The sequence below is a fragment of the Sulfurirhabdus autotrophica genome (assembly GCF_004346685.1).
GTDB classification, from domain to species: domain Bacteria; phylum Pseudomonadota; class Gammaproteobacteria; order Burkholderiales; family SMCO01; genus Sulfurirhabdus; species Sulfurirhabdus autotrophica.
The window spans coordinates 13,452-30,721 of the sequence record NZ_SMCO01000021.1 but is presented as its reverse complement, the minus strand read 5'-3'; the positions used below and the strand labels follow the sequence as shown (position 1 = coordinate 30,721).

Sequence of the window (17,270 nt, the reverse complement as noted above, 5' to 3'; positions counted from 1 at the left end):
GCTTACAGGCTTCAGACAATACAGCCAGCATTTAACGACTCAATTTTTTTAAATAATCTTTGGTAAATATTTTATCAGGCAGATCTCTGACAACCATGTTGTTATATTCAAGCACCGAACGCCGGCCACGTCGTAAAGAATCTTCTATGATAAGTTTGGTTGGTCTTGTTTCACCTCCCAGCGGGAGAAATTCCTGGTAGTAACCTGTTTTAAGGAGGCGGCCAGAAAGAGCGTAAAATTCCGCTTTATATGGTCGATTGTTTTTTGCGTTTACCCAGAAGAGTACTTTGCGATAAGTCACGCTATTGTCAACAGCATCCAGCTGTAACACTTGATAGGATTCGTCATTGATTTTTTCTGACCGGAGAATTTTGGGATTGTAATCCCCTGTAAAATTAGCACGTGCCAAATCACCGTTTGCAACTTGCCCCGTTAACTTTTGCGATAGAGGTAAACGAATGGGCTGTGATAAATTGGGCAGAAAAGCCCACAAGTCGCGATCGCGCATCAGCAATATTTGCCCACGATCAATTGCAGGCGCAGTCGTTTGCACCAAGGTATGGCTGTTGCCTTTAGAGAGTATCCGGTAAGTGCGCACGTCTTCAGCCGTATCTGGTTCTGTTGTGGTGATCGTTACATCTACTTGAAATCCTTCGTCAGGGAAGCGAATACGATCTGCCCGTGTTAACGTTTCACGCGCGATATTGTCTTCACCGGTATTTTCAGCAGCTTGCGCAGGTTTGTATAAAAACAATAGCAGTAAGGCAATGAAAACCACCAATAATGGTTTTAGTCGAAAGTGCAAGACATGGGGAGTGGCTTCAGTTCGCTGTGTGTTGAAATGGAGAAAGCGGTTTACTGAATGAGAATCAGATGGAGTCATGACCATAAATTGTGTCCTGTTAACCCAAAACGTATAACTCAAGATTATCGGGTATTATATGACATATGTTGAGTGGGGTCATATTTATGCGTCGCATAAAACAAAATATTAAATTTTATCCGTGCCAGTTATCGATTTTGATAGCGAAGGGGTTAGCCTATGCCTAGCGTTTTGATAAAATTTAATCAACAGCTGTTAAAGCGCATTCGTCTGTATAAGGCAGATTTTAAAATTGGAAGGTCGTCGGAATGCCAGATTCAGTTGCTGGACAAAGGCGTTAGCCGTAGACATGCCCGCATAATTTGGGAAGATGGCCTGTTTTATCTGGAGGATCTTGAAAGCAGAAGCGGTGTGTTGTTGAATGGGGAAAAAATTAAGCGGAAGCAATTAAATATTGGAGATCATTTCGCTATTCACTTTTTTCAGCTTGAATTTGTTGATGACGATGAAAGTGCGGCGGAACCCACAGAAGCAATTATTGATATTCAAGCCATCAGTAAGGAGTATGCGCTTGGAAAGCAGACTGTTACGGCGCTGCGTGATGTCTCCCTTACAATTAATAAAGGTGAGTTTTTAGCGCTGGCAGGCCCATCAGGAAGCGGAAAATCGACGTTGCTAAACATGATTGGCTGTATTGATACGCCAACGTCCGGAAAAATCTTGCTTGATGGACAAGATATCAGTGGTAAATCACCTGATGCACTGGCGGATCTGCGGCTAAATAAGCTGGGTTTTGTTTTTCAGACTTTCAATTTGTTACCGGTTCTTTCCGCTTGGGAAAATGTTGAATATCCTTTATTGCAGCAGCGAGAGGTGACTAAAGCAGTGCGACAAGAAAGGGTAGCGCATTATTTGAAAGTAGTCGGGCTTGATCGATACGTGCATCATCGCCCTAATGAGTTAAGTGGAGGGCAGCGTCAGCGAGTGGCCATTGCACGTGCTCTTGCTACTCGTCCAGGCATTGTTTTAGCTGATGAGCCAACAGCAAATCTGGACCATAAAACGGGTGAAGGGATTCTTCGGCTAATGAAAGAATTAAACCAGGAAGAAGGTACGACTTTCGTCTTTTCTACCCACGATGCACGGGTGATGGAGATGGCTGACAGAGTAATTGAACTGGCCGATGGCCAAATAATGGACTAAGGGGAGCTCCGTGGAAAAAAAGGGTGGTTTTAATGATCGACGATTAAATCAGTCATCTTGGCTGGTTGGAACACTATTATTAGGTTTGTTGTTTGCAGCTGACCCGGCAACTGCGGCAGGAAAAGGCAAAGTCGAAGCCCAATCCATGGACGATCTCTTTGGAGACCCTGCACCTGAAGCCAAACAGCCCGCGAAAAAACCGGAATCGAATGTTCCTGCTGGCCATACGCAAGATAAGTCTACGGTTGCTGCACCAGCAACTGTTGTGCCTGAGGCGTCTGCGCTCAGGGCAACAGAAAACCTGAAACAGTCAGCGCCAGCGCCCCTACAGTTTACCGGGTTTTACCAAAACGATCTTGCTTACACTTACGCAGACAAAAAGCATTGGTCCCGATTCAATAACACTCTGGACCTTTCAACCAAAGGCCGTACTGCAGGTGGGGTGGCTTGGAAGCTGGGTGGCCGTGTAAATTATGATCCTATCTATGATCTGACTAATTATTACCCATCAGAGGTACGTAAAGATCAGCGCTTTGAAGCCATGGTTCGCGAAGCCTATGCAGATTTTTCAGCAGGAGATCTGGATTTTCGTGTGGGCCGGCAGCATATAGTCTGGGGTGAAATGGTCGGGTTGTTTTTCGCAGACGTGGTATCCGCCAAGGATATGCGGCAGTTTATACTGCCGGATTTTGACATGATACGCATTCCGCAATGGGCAGCGCGAGCAGAATATTTCAAAGGGGATTTTCATGCTGAAGGGGTGTGGATACCTTACATGAGCTACGATAATATCGGTAAGCCAGGAAGTGAGTTTTATCCCCTCAATCCCCCTACGGTGGCTGGCTTTCAAACGGTGATTGCTTCCGAAAAGCAACCAACGGGACTGAATGACGGTGCCTATGGCGCGCGATTGTCTTATCTCACCGGGGGCTGGGATGTTTCCGGATTTTACTATACAGCCAATGACCCCTCGGCTGCTTTCTCTCGCCAAATAGCGTTGTTACCAACACCTACCATTACCTATGAGCCTATTCATAAACGTATTCATCAAGTTGGTGGCACGTTGGGTAAAGATTTGGGGCCGATGTTGCTAAAGGCGGAGGTGATTTACACTAAAAATAAACTATTTAGCACAACAAATGCAGTTTATGCTGATGGCTTGGTGAAGCAGGATATGCTGGATTATGTAGTTGGGCTGGAATGGAGTTTTCCGAAAGAAACCCGATTTAACTTGCAACTCTTTCAACGTTGGTTTCCTGATCACGATGCAGGAATTGTGCCTCATACAACCGAAAGTGGTGTATCGATTCTTTTCAGTACACAGGCTTTGCATCCCAAACTGGAACCTGAGCTTTTGTTGATAAGGAGTTTGAATCGCAAAGACTGGTCTGCGCAATTTAAAGTAACCTGGAAAGTTGATGGAAACTGGCGTTTGGCAGCAGGCGCAGATATTTTTGAAGGACCTCCTACCGGGCTGTTTGGGCAGTATGACAACAAGGACCGTGTCTTTACAGAGGCGCGCTATAGTTTCTAAAGTTTGTCAGGTTTGCAGCAATTTCCTTCAAATTGGACTCTAGGGCAATGTTCCATATACCGTCAGGCAGGGTATGGTGGTGTGCTAAATCAAGGTCACTTATTCAAGCTAAGGGCTGGTTTATGGCCCTTTGTAACAAAGCCTCGAATTTTTCTTCCGGATGGCATTGTGCTATGAGATGCATTAAATTTTGTGCATTACTTGCCATTTCCCTATCTGAAAGGACTGCTTCAACTGCCTTTCTGATGCCTGAGACAGAAGTTTGACCGGCGCGAAGTAACTTTCCTGCGCCAGCATTTTGTACCATGGACATATTCAGATACTGATCCAGATTATTGGCAATTCCGATCATGGGCTTGCCTTCACTGAGTGCCTGGTAAGTCGTCGGGCTCCCCCCATTGCAGATTACCAGTGCAGCGGCAGCGGCAACTTTTTTACCAGGAACGTGGTCTGCTATATATATGTTATCAGCGTGCTGCGGAATATTCGTGCGGCCTGCTGTTGCAGCAACGAGCGATACCGGGAGGTCTTGTAAAGCCCGAATGATGAGGCCAAGCTGGTCGCTTTTTCCAGAACTTCCAAACGTTACATAGATGACAGGCCGGTCTTTGGGAATGGTTTCCCACCAAGAGGGCATGGCAATGCTGGGGGACCATTCAAGCGGGCCAATGTAGGTATGATTGGACGGCAAATTAAAGGTAGGTGAAATCTCTGGTATGTCAGCGTAAGCCGTATAGTCCCCATCAGTATAAATGTGCTGCAGATTGAAGCCAAGGGAGGGGAGTCCGTATTCTTTTCTTATTTTATTCAATGGGATGCTATGGAAAGCAAAAGCGATAGGACGGGCTATATTAAATAAAATTTGACCAAACCTGACGCCAAAAATTTTAGTGACAGGGAGTTCCGGGACAGGAAAGGGATGTTTACCATAAGGACTCCAGTAAGCATTGGTTAGCGCAATATAAGGCTTATTGGAAACACGGGCGCTGATGGATAAAGATAACCTGAAGTCACCAATAATTACATCCGGATTGAATTGTCTTATCAGATCAAGATCTTCTTTAACGTAATTACGCAATGTTTCGGTATTGTAAACCGGACTTCCTTTTGAAAGAGCGGTAAGAAACTGCTCACTGGGGATGGAAGTAATGTCTCGCCAGAGAAAGGGGATTTCCCCCATTAATGACTTGTATCGGGGGTGACTGGCAAAGCAAATTTCATACTTTTCGGGATCAAGCGCTGTAGCCAACAAGTAGGGCCTGGCTACATGAGCAAGGGTGACTGCCTCAGCAATAAACAGTACGCGTTTACGGGGCATTCTATTAGATTTTTCCAGGGCCAGAGGCAATCAATTTTTTCTCAAACGATTCGGAGCAAGTCTGAGTGAGCGTGCTTTGGGAGCAAGGCCAGCACCTATTCTACCCATGAATACGGCGCGGCGAGTGCTATTGCCTAGAAGATTTTTCAGTTGTTTTGCAAGGCTGATAGCGGTTTCCATTGCACCAGATGTTTGTGAAAATTGAATCTTCTGTCGGGTATAAGCCGCAAAAATTAGGGGGGTCATCTCCGGTTGTAACTGTAAATCCAGTTTGGTTGCAGTGAGCCAGAAACGTTGTAATGCCCGACCAGCACTTATATAGTCATCAATGCTTTCTGGTTCTTGCCTGGCAATCAAAGCAAAATGGGCGGCGCAGGCAATCCCGGGTATGAGATCGAGTTGTAAGCGAGGGGCCAAAGTGCCGGCCAAATATCGATTAAAAAATGAGACACGCTGCCAGCTTTGCATTACCCATCGCATAAGCCGGAGTGTAAGCGGGTCGAGACCCACTGCTTGATCTGGTACTTTATCCTCGCTATATTGTGAATTCCATTGAATCACGCTACGGTGCACTTCATAGGCTTCGGGAATGGTCAGCCGCAGTTTGGCGTTTGCAAACATTAGCTTGGCAGTGCTTAGCTTATTTGAAAACCCTTCTATCCAAAAAATCTGAAAGTCATTGCCCGCAGCCGCTTCCAACGCGTTTTTTTCTATTGGTGATAAACGGCGCATATGTAATGGCCGGCGTTGCACACTACGCTGAGTAATATAGGGAATCAGTTCATTCGGTTTTAGTTGAGAATTAAGTTCGAACTGCACGTCAATCGTCGGAGTGGTTTCAGGTAAGTTCAAGCGTCGCTGAAAAATAGCGGTTAATCCCTGACCGCTGGCGGCAATAGCGATTGTTTCAAGCAAAGCACCTATGGCAATTTGGCTCGGGTGGCCATCCAGGTCATAGACACAGTGATCACGGGTATCAAAACCATGTACGACCAAATGGTTGTCTGACACTTTCTCAAAACGCCATGGTTGCGTGTTGTCACCACTAGGGGCCCAGCGGGCCAGTTCTAGAATCGCCTCTAATTTTCCAGACATTTCTGTCATATACTTTATTTGGCCATAATTTTTCTGAAACGTTTTCTTGCCAGGGAGAGCGCAATGCGCTGTAACGGATGGTTATTGCCCCCCGGTCGCCAGGTGTGGGCCAGTTTATTTCGGTATGCATCGAAATGTGCGCCGAAGGGTGCTGTCCTGATATTTCCACGATTTAACAGTATTCTAAGGGCTTCAGTAGCAGCAACACCTGCGCATAGCTGACATCCCATAATACTAGAAGGGCCCCGTCGTTCAGCAAAGTTTACGCGGGAAGGATCGACTAAATATCCAAGTTGAAGTCTCGCCGGTGCTAGTCCGAGCATGAAACGTAGCGCTTTTTCTTCATCCGAATGGTTTCCCATTAGAAAATACTCTTCGAAGGTCATTTTGCCAGGAAGAAAGTTCAGCCATGCAGTACCCATGCCCAATGGTGCAGCTGTAATAGCTGGAATTCCCATTTCGGCACAGGCTTTAAAAGTAGCTTGGCGCGCAGAAAAGGCAAAAAAATCAAGTCCGTCTACGTATAGATCAACACCGCTTAAAAAATCTGACAAATTGTTTTTGTCTATTTTTTCAGAGAATATTTTAATATCGGCTTCAGGGTTGATGTCCTTGGTAAAATTAGCCATGACCTGTACTTTAGGCTGGCCCAATGTTGACATGGATGCGCCTGCTTGGCGGTTGAAGTTTACCAGGTCAAATTCATCAAAATCACCAATGTGGAAAGCGCCAATCCCCAGTCTGGCCAAAGTAAGGAGATGAATCCCCCCGACGCCACCCATGCCAGCGATAGCTATACGCTTATTACGTAAAATCTCCTGTTCCTGCTCGGTTACCCAGCCGATATTGCGAGAAAAAGCTTCTGAGTAGTTGAAGGTGTCGGACATAAGGAAATTGTAATTATCTGGAAGTGGTCATATGCGTATATGTAAAAAGGTTTCTATACTGCGGAACTATCCGGATTGCATTGCATTTTACGGTAGATAGTGGCTGTTCCTGAAACCAGCCAATTTAATCTTCGAAGCGTTATTTCATGGTTTTATGAGTTAACTGGCTGGAAATGAAGACTATCGTCATTCTTCCGTCAAATGGCATAACCCATCACGGGGTCTCCCGGCGAAGTCGCAGCGTAATCCCCAGTTCATCTTCGGGTGTAAAGAAATATGGGTAATATGATTTTTCACCTTTTGCCAAGTTCTTTTTCCCACCCAGTTCTGCAATTTTACGCGTAGCATGGTCGAGATCCAGTCTAAGCAAGATAGCTGGCGCGTTGACGCGCGGGCATGTTTTTTCTTCACCAAAATCTTCGAAACCAAGCATTTTTTTATAGAATAGAGCATGCCTTGGGTTTACTTCAATGACAAAATCCGTGCCGTTATGAATTTTTTTTCCATATATATAAGCAATGTGGAATAGGGAAGCCAGCACATCTTTGGAGCGAACATTCTGATCAACAGCTAATTTGGTCAGTTCACAAACAACGCGTCCAGAATTGCGGAGGCTGTCAACTTCTGTTTTGTACATGTCATCGACCATTAACCCCATTGGTGAATCGTAGCCCAAGGTTAACGTAGCCAGAATATGTTCATTGGCAGAAGCCACCAGCGTAACCCGGTTGGGTTCTTCGTTGCTTGTCGCGCCAGTTGCATAGCCGCGCCAAGAATACATTTTTTCAATTAACAGGCTTGCAGAATCCCGGCGGTCTTCATTGGTAGCCAACCGGATTTTAAATTTCTGCTGCTGAACCGCAACCTCATGTGTATTGGGTTGGTCAGGCTCAGAAATGCATAAATCTCTCAATCGATGTTCGGGCTCGAATGAAACAATGGTGTTTTGCCAATTATCTGCGTCGCGTTGATCTATAACCATTTTGTAACAATTGACCTCATTCTTTAATGAAGATTTATGTGTATTATAGACACACAGCGCATGAAATAGACCTATGCGCTTTTTGATGAATTTATAAATATAGCATTAATATTTTAAGGCGATTAATTTCTCGAACGTTTAGAGGGTTTAATATCGCAATAAAACTGAATACTGATTAAAATGCTTAGCTTAAATTCATTGTAACCCATTATAGCAACTCATTTTTATTTAATAAATAATTAGTTATGCAAAGTTATGCCCATAGCCAGACAGCGGATGCTGTCGATGTGACTCCGGAATTAAGTCGTTTTCAAGTGCATTCGAAGGCGGAGGTGATTTTTATCCTTCAGTCTATTATGCATAAAAATGAAATAGTTACTGCATATTTTAATCATGGTAGTGTTTTCATTCTGACCAGTATTCTGCAAATTGATAAAGTACAAAATACCGTTATTTTGGATTACGGGGTAAATGAAGAATTGAATCGTAAGCTGATGGATAGTATGAAAATTATTTTTGTCACAACCCATGACAAAGTAAAAGTACAGTTTAGTGCTAACCAGGTCAGTAAAGTAACTTACCAGGACCGTAACGCTTTTAGCATAAAGCTGCCGGACACTTTGCTGAAATTGCAACGACGCGAATATTATCGATTGATCACACCCATTATCAATCCTGTGCGATGTATTGTCCTGGAATCGGATGGCCATAGAATTGATACATCTATAGTGGATATCAGTTTGGGGGGGGTGGGTCTTTCAAATTGGCCTGCGGAACTGAGCCCAGAGATTGGAGCGGTATATCTGGGGTGCAAGATAGCGTTACCTGAGATTGGTGCGGTGACATGTACTATTGAAGTGATGTCCGTGCTGGACATCACCCTTCGGTCAGGCGCCAAATCAAAGCGCTATGGCTGTCAATTTATTGATATGCCTGCGAGCATGCAAGCATTGATTCAGCGCTATATCATTAAACAGGAGCGAGAACTCAGGGCTAAGCTCGGGGAAAGTTAACTTTTTCCTTCAGCCAGCCAATTGGCAACATTCAAAGCATAGTATGTCAGGATGCCATCAGCCCCAGCGCGCTTGAAAGATAACAGGGATTCAAGCACACTCGCCTTTTCATTAAGCCACCCATTAATGGCAGCTGCTTTGAGCATGGCATATTCGCCGCTTACCTGATACACAAAGGTAGGGACTTTGTATTCGTCCTTAATTCTTCTCACGATATCCAGGTATGGCATGCCTGGTTTCACCATGATCATATCCGCACCTTCCTCAATGTCCAGCCCTGCCTCCCAGAGGGCTTCATTTGAATTTGCGGGATCCATTTGGTAAGTGTGCTTATTGCCACTGCCCAGATTGGCCGCTGAACCCACGGCATCTCGGAACGGCCCATAAAAACTCGACGCGTACTTGGCAGAATAAGCCAAAATTCGGGTATGGATTTTACCCGTGCTATCCAGCGCAGCACGAACAGCGGCAATGCGACCATCCATCATGTCAGACGGTGCGACGATGTCTGCACCGGCTTCAGCATGGACAATAGCTTGTTTTGCCAGTACCGCAACGGTCTCATCGTTCAAGACATAGCCCGTTTCATCGATAAGCCCATCCTGGCCGTGGCTGGTATACGGATCCAAGGCAATGTCGGTGATGAGCCCAAGTTCCGGAAAGCGTTGTTTTAATGAAGCAACCGCGCGGGGCACCAGTCCGTCAGGATTAAATGCCTCTTTGGCATCCAGGCTTTTCAAAGAAGCATCGATAACGGGAAATAGCGCCATAGCAGGGATGCCCAGCTTGACGCATTGCTCGGCCTGATAAAATAATTTATCAAGGGTTTGCCGGATAACGCCAGGCATGGAGGAAACGGCTTCTGTTTTGTTTGAGCCTTCCAGAAGAAACACTGGGTAAATCAGATCGTCCGAAGATAATTGATGTTCGCGCATCATGCGACGAGAAAAGTCATCTCGACGCATGCGACGCATACGCTTTTGAGGGAAAGGGCTGGAATTTTGCATTGGCAGAATCACTTCAATAAAATAAATAAGTAAATATTAGTCGGTCTGCGAAGACATGTGAAAAACATTATCTCATGCAAAGGGGCAAGTATTATTCAGAAAAATAAAATCATTTCTGGAACTATTCTTATTTTCGTCTATCTTATAAGTAGGCGATCCCAATCGTCTCCCGCTTCTCCTCCCTGAGCGGGTGCCTTAATCTTTATTAAGGCGTTCTGCCCCCGGTTTTACTCCCCTTTAACCGGGGGTTTTTTATTCTTTGTTTTCTTGTTCGGCAGCGACGCTTTCGGACAAGCTTGGTTTGCTTAGCCAGCTGTTAATGGCGTTTTCCGCCTCTTCAATGCCGAGTCGTTTCAAGCTGGAAAAAAGCTGAATGGTGCAGTTGGGATAAGATTTAGCCAGGACTGCCTTTGCTTCAAACAAAGCTTTGCTGGACTCCTGCCTGGAAAACTTGTCCGATTTAGTCATTAATATGTGGACGGGTTTACCAGTAGGCAAAAACCACTCCAGCATTTTTTGGTCAAGCGGTGTAAATGGATGGCGAATATCCATAATCATGACTAGTCCGCATAATTGCGGCCGCACTTGCAGATAGGTGCTCAGCAATTTTTCCCAGTGCTGTCGAATGGTCGGCGGTACTTTGGCGTAACCATAGCCTGGAAGATCGACCAAATAACGGTCATTTCCCAATGTAAAATAATTGATATGCTGGGTTCGGCCAGGTGTTTTGCTGACGTAAGCAAGCCTGTTGCGATTAGCAAGTGTGTTAATTGCGCTGGATTTTCCCGCATTGGACCGCCCGGCAAACGCTACTTCCAGGCCGGTGTGAGGAGGCAGGTCACGCAAATGATTAACGGTAACAAGAAAGGTTGCGTTCTGAAATAAAGGCATGTTTTAACTTTTGGGGTAAAATGTGAATGATTGCTTAATACTGGCATGATAACTAAATCTTGGTATAGAATAGCAACTTTTTCAGTTAATAACTTGTTTGTGCAAAGTTTAAGGAGCAAAGAATGAAAGGAATCATGGCGATGTTTGCAGTGGCCGGATTGTTAGTTACCGCTTCAGCGAGCGCTGAAACTGCCACAAAGGCCGATCCTGCTAAGGCGCAGCAAATCGTGACTCAAGTCTGTGCTGCTTGCCATGGCGCAGACGGTAATAGCACCAGCGGCGCAAACCCCAAGTTGGCTGGTCAGCATGCTGAGTATATTACCAAGCAGCTTCATGATTTCAAATCTGGCGATCGCAAGAGTGCCGTTATGTCAGGGATGGTTGCTGCTTTAACTCCTGAAGATATGCTCAATTTAGGTGCGTATTTTAGCGAAAAGACGATCAAGCCGGGTGCAGCCAAAGATCAGGAATTGGTAGCGCAAGGTCAAAAGATATTTAAAGGTGGTAATGCGGCTAGTGGCGTACCTGCTTGTGCAGCTTGCCATGGCCCTGCAGGCGCAGGCATTCCAGTGCAGTTTCCGCGTTTGGGTAGTCAACATGCAGAGTATGTGCTCACTCAGCTTAAGCTCTTCAGAAGTGGCGAACGTGCAAACGATGGCGCTAAAATGATGCGTGTTATAGCTGCTAAAATGACAGATCAGGAAATGAAAGCTGCTGCTGAATATATTTCAGGTTTGCATTAATCTGAAACTTTTTTGTAAAAAGATGTACTAATTAAAGGGTGGCATATAGCCACCCTTTTTTTCTCAACTCATCCTGATAATTTTGCCTGTGCAACCTCAAACTTTCAGCAAATCAGTATATGAACTGCTGAGCTCAATGCGTTTTGCTATCAGCTTGCTAACAGTGCTTGCTATTGCTTCCATTATTGGCACGGTTCTGAAACAGAACGAGCCATACCCAAATTACGTGATTGAGTTTGGCCAGTTTTGGTTTCCTCTTTTCAAAACAATGGGCTTGTACGATGTTTATCATACGAGTTGGTTTTTGGCTATTTTGGTCTTTTTGGTAATCTCAACCAGTTTGTGCATATATCGAAATACTCCATTGATGTTGAGGGAAATGCGAAGTTTCCGTGAGCATGCTCAAGAGAACTCCCTCCGGCATTTTTCCCATCAGGCAGAATATGAAGCAACGATTTCTCAAGAAAAGTTATTACCGCGTTTAACCGATTATTTAACAAAACGTGGTTACCGGCTTAAAGTGAATGATACTGAATCCGGCGTAATGGTGGCGGCTAAAGCTGGTAGCTATCATCGCGTGGGTTATATATTGACCCATTCTGCAATCGTTATTATTTGTATTGGCGGTTTGCTGGATGGAAATGTGCCGCTGAAGCTCCAGGAAGCGTTGGGGTTCAAGAAAATTGAAACACGAGATATACCAGAGAGCCAGGTATCGACAGAAAGTCGGCTTTCTCCAAGTAACTTGTCTTTTCGAGGAAATGTAACTATTCCTGAAGGAATGAGCGCGGATGTCGTGTTTTTGAATGTAGGTGAAGGCTATTTAGTTCAGGATTTGCCATTTAATGTGGCTTTGAAGAAATTTCATATCGAACATTATACAACCGGACAACCTAAATCATTTGCCAGTGATCTCGTGGTGACAGATAAAGAGACGGGTGAGTCAATTCAGCACACTATTACCGTCAATCACCCTTTAATTTATAAAGGCGTTGCCATTTATCAGGCGAGCTTTGGTGATGGCGGAACGCATTTCACTTTGAATGGGTGGAACCTGTTATCTCCACTGGATAAGTCCTTCCCGGTAGATGGCAAAGTAAATGGATCAACGAAGTTAACGAGTGGTCAGAATCAATATACGATCGAATTCACTGAATTCCGACCATTTAATATTGAAAATACAGGGGCAGGTGTTGTTGAGGAAGTGAAGAAGTCTGAAACTCTTGCGCAAAGTGCGATGAGCGTTTTTGGTACAAATGCTGCTGGAAAACAAGATAAAGGGCTACATAACGTAGGCCCAAGTTTCCAGTATAAAGTACGGGATGCACAAGGCCAGGCAACGGAATATAGTAACTATATGTTGCCGATTCTGCTGGAAAATCGCTGGTATTTATTGAGTGGCATACGCAGCAACCCAGGCGAACCACTTCGTTATGTACGTTTTCCTATGGATGATGGGGGAAGTATTGAGGGCTTTATGCGTTTGCGCGCAGCGCTTTTTGACAAGGCGATGTACCCGGAAATTGCAAAACGTTTTGCTAAAGATGCGCTTCAAGGTGAGGCAGTCAGCGAAACGTTACGTTCTAAGCTAATTGAAAGCACAGAGCGCGTACTGGAAATGTTCGGTACCCATGGATATGATGCCCTTGCAAAATTTATCCAGCAGGCAGTTCCTAAAGCTGAGCAGGAGAAAGCCGCCCAGACTTATCTGAAAATTCTGGAAGGCGCCGTGTTTGACGCGTATCAGTTAACGCGAGAGCGGGCAGGTCAGAGCCCAGCAAAAATGGACGCAAACAGTCTGCAGTTTGTGCGGGATAGCTTGAATACAATCAGTGACCTTTTCTTTTATGGCGCGCCAGTTTACCTGCAACTTGTGCAATATGACGAGGTGAAAGCAACTGGCTTGCAGTTGACGCGTTCACCCGGCAAGAATATCGTATATGGTGGTTCGGCTCTTTTGATTTTAGGTGTGTTTGCCATGTTTTATATTCGGGAGCGCAGAATTTGGTTGTTGCTTAAACCTCAGGATGGGAAGTTGTTATTTGCCATGTCTGGTAACAGAAAGACGCTTGATTTTGAAAAAGAGTTTAATCTTCATAAACAAGATGTTGCGGCATTATTGAAGGAATAATCATGGAATTGGCACAAGAATATTCAGAACAGCGTAACTGGCTCAAACAAATCTCCTGGTTTGATTGGCTGTATGCCGCATTTTTAGTAGCTGGCAGCGTATACGCTTATCGACTCTATGGCAGTTACATGGATGGTTATGAGCAAGGTATTCTGGTGCTGATTGCTGGGATGTTATTGGGTCTGGGGTGGTATTGGAAACCGGTGCGCACCTTGATGATTGTGGTGACAGGGGTGAGTTTGTTCAGTATCAGCCTGTATCAAGGGCAGCTACCCAGAGCAGAACAGGTATTCTGGTTGAAATTCCTGATATCCAGTCAGTCCGCGATTATGTGGATGAGTGCTTTGTTTGTGCTGGCGACGGTAACTTACTGGATTGGCCTTATTGCCCGTTCTGAGTTTACTTACAAAGTAGCCAGCAGCCTGACATGGAGTGCGGTAACCATGGGTCTTGTCGGGCTGATGGTGCGCTGGTATGAGTCATATCTGATTAGCCCGGATGTGGGTCACATCCCTATCAGCAACCTGTATGAAGTGTTTATTCTGTTTTCCATTATTACGTCCCTGCTTTACCTGTTTTACGAAAAATATTATCAAAACAGGCAGATGGGAGCCTTTGTACTTCTGGTTATCAGTGCGGCGGTAGGATTTTTGCTGTGGTATACGTTTGGGCGCCAAGCTTACGAAATTCAACCTTTAGTGCCAGCACTGCAGTCATACTGGATGAAGCTTCATGTGCCGGCTAATTTCATCGGTTATGGCTCTTTTGCACTGGCTGCCATGATTGGGGTGGCGTATATTTTTGTGTCAAAAGGAATGCTTGTCAGTCGTTTGCCAAGTCTGGATGTGCTGGATGATGTGATGTACAAAGCGATTACCATCGGCTTTGCATTCTTCACGATTGCAACTGTTTTAGGGGCAATGTGGGCAGCGGAAGCATGGGGCGGGTATTGGTCCTGGGATCCTAAAGAAACTTGGGCGCTGATCGTCTGGTTGAATTATGCAGCATGGTTGCATATACGTCTGGTAAAAGGTTTGCGTGGTCCGATGCTGGCATGGTGGGCGATTGTTGGCTTGCTGGTAACAGCTTTTGCATTCCTGGGTGTGAATATGTTTTTGTCAGGTCTGCATTCCTACGGGACGTTGTAAAACATATTCAATATGTTGTTTTGGCAAGTCGGTTGAATTTTTAATTAAGCCGATTTGCCGCGTAATATGGCAATTTGCTCGAACAAAGGGAATGTCACCGGCTCCAGTTTAGTGCGCATTAAAGTGCCAATGGCAGTGGTACGGGCAAAAATGGGTTCGGCCATTCCAGAGCTGACTGTGGATAGCACCAACATGGCGCGAACTTCTGGCTGTAATTGCGGTAAAGCAGTTAAAAGTTCCCGAATCTGTACTTCTGGGCAGCTTGATTCAGTAACTGCCGCCTCACATACTTGTTCTGCCTTCTGGATGCAGATATTGATGTCATTTCCGGTATCAGTAAGGGTAATTGATAAGCCTGAACGGAAATAGTTACCTAAAGCATTGAGCAGAATATTCACGACGTCCTGAGTTGCTGGATGGCGTAATACCTCTTCACATGTGCTTAGGAACGTCTGGCCTTGGTTGGAAAATATCCGGTTGATTTGCAGTGCTACGGTGTTCCCGTTAGCAACCAATTGCTCCAGCCTTACATTGATTGAGTCGATATCGCTTCGCGCTGGTATCAGGCCAGGTAGTCTGTCCGGAGACTGTTCCAGAAATCCCACATAATAGGCATTTTTATAGCGGCCTTTTTTCCATAATCTTTCACGGGTTGTATCGTCAACTAGCCCAGTGTGGAGCAGAAATCGAATCGTTTCGATTATGGCGTAATGGTCTTCTTCAAATGGCAAATGCTCAACCAGAAAATCGGCTAACACTTTGCCCATCTGGCCTTCGGCAACGGCGGGTTTTTCCAGCATGCGTCTTGCAATTTCAGCTGTAGGCATAATCCACCAGGCCCGGCGGGCTATTTCATCCGTCAAACCGGCAGCATAGACGACTGCAATGACCGCCTCTGGTTCGCCGGTCAACAGAAGTTGCGGCAGGGTTTCGTCACGCAGTTGACCCATTCTGGACCAGCGGCGCAGGTATACGGGGTACCCGCCAGGTGAATCTAGCGCGTGTTCTGATAATGTTTCCCGGACCAGTCTCAAATACTGGTCATGGCGGCAATCCGGGTGGAGCGCAACGGTTGCTTCCCCTCGATCGGTCAGCGCGTGTACGGTCATGGTAGATTCATCTATGCGGATGGCCTGCACATTGGAGGCCAGCAGCACATTCAGGCATAGCGCATCTTCGCTGGTGATTTCCGTAGACATTTAATTGTTCTATTTCAAAAGTGAGAATGCTTTCTTGGCAGACTCGATAGTTTTATTGATTTCTTCAGCACCATGGGCAGCTGAAACAAACCCGGCCTCAAATGCGGAAGGGGCAAAGTAGACGCCTTCATCCAGCATGGCATGAAAGAAGGCATTGAATTTGTCCTTGTCACATTTCATCACTTCATCAAAACTCTGGGGCGGTGTTTCACTGAAATACAAGCCAAACATCCCGCCGATCGCCTGGGCTGAAAAAACAACCCCGGATGCCTTGGCGGCTAATTTTAAACCTTCAATCAGGGTGAGTGTGCTGGCAGCCAGTTGGTCATAAAAACCCGGTGCTTGAACCAGGCGAAGTGTTTCCAGTCCGGCAGCTACAGCTACTGGGTTGCCTGATAATGTCCCGGCCTGATATACCGGGCCGACAGGGGCGATACATTGCATTATGTCGCGCCTGCCACCAAATGCGCCAACAGGCATGCCGCCACCAATGATTTTTCCTAACGTAGTCAAGTCCGGCTTAATGCCATACAGCCCCTGTGCGCACTGAGGGCCGACGCGAAATCCAGTCATGACTTCATCAAAGATCAACACCGTTCCGTGTTGTGTGCATAGTTCGCGTAATGATTTAAGAAACTCAAGTTTGGGGGCGACCAGATTCATATTGCCCGCAACGGGTTCGATAATGACCGCGGCAATTTCATTGCCGATTTGCTTGAATGTATCGGCAAGTTGCTCAGTATTGTTGTAATCCAAGACTAAAGTGTGAGCGGCAACTTCAGGTGGAATTCCAGCAGAACTTGGCTGGCCAAATGTAAGTGCACCAGATCCCGCTTTTACCAGCAGGGAATCCGCATGACCGTGATAGCAACCTTCAAATTTTATAATTTTGCTGCGACCTGTAAAGCCACGTGCCAGACGAATGGCGCTCATGGTTGCCTCGGTGCCTGAACTGACTAAACGTACTTGTTCCATACTGGGAACCAGTTCACACAATAAATCAGCCATTTCTAGCTCTGTTTCAGTTGGTGCGCCAAAGCTTAACCCACGTTCAGCACTTTCTTTGACCGCATTAATGACTTTGGGATGTGCATGGCCCAGGATCAGTGGCCCCCATGATCCTACGTAATCTATATAAGCCTTGTCGTCAGCATCCCAGACATAGGCCCCTTTCCCACGTTTAAAAAAGAGGGGGTTACCGCCGACTGATTTAAAAGCGCGTACAGGTGAGTTAACACCGCCAGGAATATGTTTAATGGATTGCTCAAAAAGTTGCTGGTTTCGTGAGGTCATGAT

Annotated in this window: 15 protein-coding genes and 1 pseudogene; 7 read left to right on the top strand and 9 right to left on the bottom strand. The window is 45.7% G+C overall.

Annotated features, from left to right (window positions below; all coding sequences use genetic code 11):
* Positions 1 to 31 precede the first annotated feature (31 nt).
* The gene (locus EDC63_RS15475; RefSeq protein ID WP_124944802.1) at positions 32 to 883 is read right to left on the bottom strand and encodes an outer membrane lipoprotein-sorting protein; all 852 of its coding nucleotides are present in this window, start codon (positions 881 to 883) and stop codon (positions 32 to 34) included.
* Between the two features lie 159 nt (positions 884 to 1,042).
* Between EDC63_RS15475 and EDC63_RS18875 the strand changes: the two are divergent.
* The 3 genes and pseudogenes from EDC63_RS18875 to EDC63_RS15465 form a co-directional block, all read left to right on the top strand.
* Positions 1,043 to 1,315: pseudogene (locus EDC63_RS18875) on the top strand (FHA domain-containing protein); the annotation flags it as partial.
* Positions 1,316 to 1,357: 42 nt separating this feature from the next.
* Positions 1,358 to 2,026: an ABC transporter ATP-binding protein gene (locus EDC63_RS15470; protein ID WP_223248134.1), complete on the top strand. Its 669-nt coding sequence runs from the start codon at positions 1,358 to 1,360 to the stop codon at positions 2,024 to 2,026.
* 10 nt (positions 2,027 to 2,036) lie between these two features.
* Positions 2,037 to 3,560, top strand: a complete 1,524-nt coding sequence (locus tag EDC63_RS15465; RefSeq protein WP_223248133.1) for a DUF1302 family protein — start codon at positions 2,037 to 2,039, stop codon at positions 3,558 to 3,560.
* Between the two features lie 103 nt (positions 3,561 to 3,663).
* Here the strand turns inward: EDC63_RS15465 and EDC63_RS15460 are convergent, their stop codons facing one another.
* The 4 genes from EDC63_RS15460 to EDC63_RS15445 all read right to left on the bottom strand — a co-directional run bounded on the left by EDC63_RS15460 (position 3,664) and on the right by EDC63_RS15445 (position 7,842).
* Positions 3,664 to 4,878, bottom strand: a complete 1,215-nt coding sequence (locus tag EDC63_RS15460) for a nucleotide disphospho-sugar-binding domain-containing protein (RefSeq protein WP_124944782.1) — start codon at positions 4,876 to 4,878, stop codon at positions 3,664 to 3,666.
* Between the two features lie 30 nt (positions 4,879 to 4,908).
* Positions 4,909 to 5,973, bottom strand: a complete 1,065-nt coding sequence (locus tag EDC63_RS15455) for a nitroreductase family protein (RefSeq protein WP_223272293.1) — start codon at positions 5,971 to 5,973, stop codon at positions 4,909 to 4,911.
* Between the two features lie 14 nt (positions 5,974 to 5,987).
* A complete protein-coding gene (locus EDC63_RS15450) occupies positions 5,988 to 6,860 on the bottom strand; it encodes a ThiF family adenylyltransferase (protein ID WP_124944784.1) in 873 nt (290 codons plus the stop codon).
* Between the two features lie 214 nt (positions 6,861 to 7,074).
* A complete protein-coding gene (locus EDC63_RS15445; protein WP_124944785.1) occupies positions 7,075 to 7,842 on the bottom strand; it encodes an N-acyl amino acid synthase FeeM domain-containing protein in 768 nt (255 codons plus the stop codon).
* 245 nt (positions 7,843 to 8,087) lie between these two features.
* Here EDC63_RS15445 and EDC63_RS15440 point away from each other — a divergent pair, with 245 nt between their 5' ends.
* Complete coding sequence (locus EDC63_RS15440) at positions 8,088 to 8,855, top strand: flagellar brake protein (protein ID WP_124944786.1); 768 nt, start codon at positions 8,088 to 8,090, stop codon at positions 8,853 to 8,855.
* Here the strand turns inward: EDC63_RS15440 and hemB are convergent.
* Positions 8,852 to 9,862, bottom strand: coding sequence for a porphobilinogen synthase (gene hemB, locus EDC63_RS15435; protein WP_124944787.1), 1,011 nt, complete (start codon positions 9,860 to 9,862; stop codon positions 8,852 to 8,854). The genes EDC63_RS15440 and hemB overlap by 4 nt on opposite strands.
* 252 nt (positions 9,863 to 10,114) lie before the next feature.
* Positions 10,115 to 10,753, bottom strand: a complete 639-nt coding sequence (gene yihA / locus EDC63_RS15430; RefSeq protein ID WP_124944788.1) for a ribosome biogenesis GTP-binding protein YihA/YsxC — start codon at positions 10,751 to 10,753, stop codon at positions 10,115 to 10,117.
* 122 nt (positions 10,754 to 10,875) lie between these two features.
* Between yihA and EDC63_RS15425 the strand changes: the two genes are divergently transcribed.
* From EDC63_RS15425 to ccsB, 3 genes are all read left to right on the top strand, one after another.
* On the top strand, positions 10,876 to 11,496 hold the full coding sequence (locus tag EDC63_RS15425) for a c-type cytochrome (protein WP_124944789.1): 621 nt from the start codon (positions 10,876 to 10,878) through the stop codon (positions 11,494 to 11,496).
* A 136-nt stretch (positions 11,497 to 11,632) separates the two neighbouring features.
* Positions 11,633 to 13,627 (top strand): cytochrome c biogenesis protein ResB, encoded by a 1,995-nt coding sequence (locus EDC63_RS15420; RefSeq protein ID WP_124944790.1) that lies wholly within the window; start codon positions 11,633 to 11,635, stop codon positions 13,625 to 13,627.
* A gap of 2 nt (positions 13,628 to 13,629) precedes the next feature.
* Positions 13,630 to 14,775 (top strand): c-type cytochrome biogenesis protein CcsB, encoded by a 1,146-nt coding sequence (ccsB, locus tag EDC63_RS15415; RefSeq protein ID WP_124944791.1) that lies wholly within the window; start codon positions 13,630 to 13,632, stop codon positions 14,773 to 14,775.
* A gap of 44 nt (positions 14,776 to 14,819) precedes the next feature.
* Here ccsB and EDC63_RS15410 read toward each other — a convergent pair whose 3' ends face one another.
* Positions 14,820 to 15,974, bottom strand: a complete 1,155-nt coding sequence (locus EDC63_RS15410; protein ID WP_124944792.1) for a sulfur reduction protein DsrS — start codon at positions 15,972 to 15,974, stop codon at positions 14,820 to 14,822.
* A 9-nt stretch (positions 15,975 to 15,983) separates the two neighbouring features.
* Complete coding sequence (gene hemL, locus EDC63_RS15405) at positions 15,984 to 17,267, bottom strand: glutamate-1-semialdehyde 2,1-aminomutase (protein ID WP_124944793.1); 1,284 nt, start codon at positions 17,265 to 17,267, stop codon at positions 15,984 to 15,986.
* Between the last annotated feature and the right edge of the window lie 3 nt (positions 17,268 to 17,270).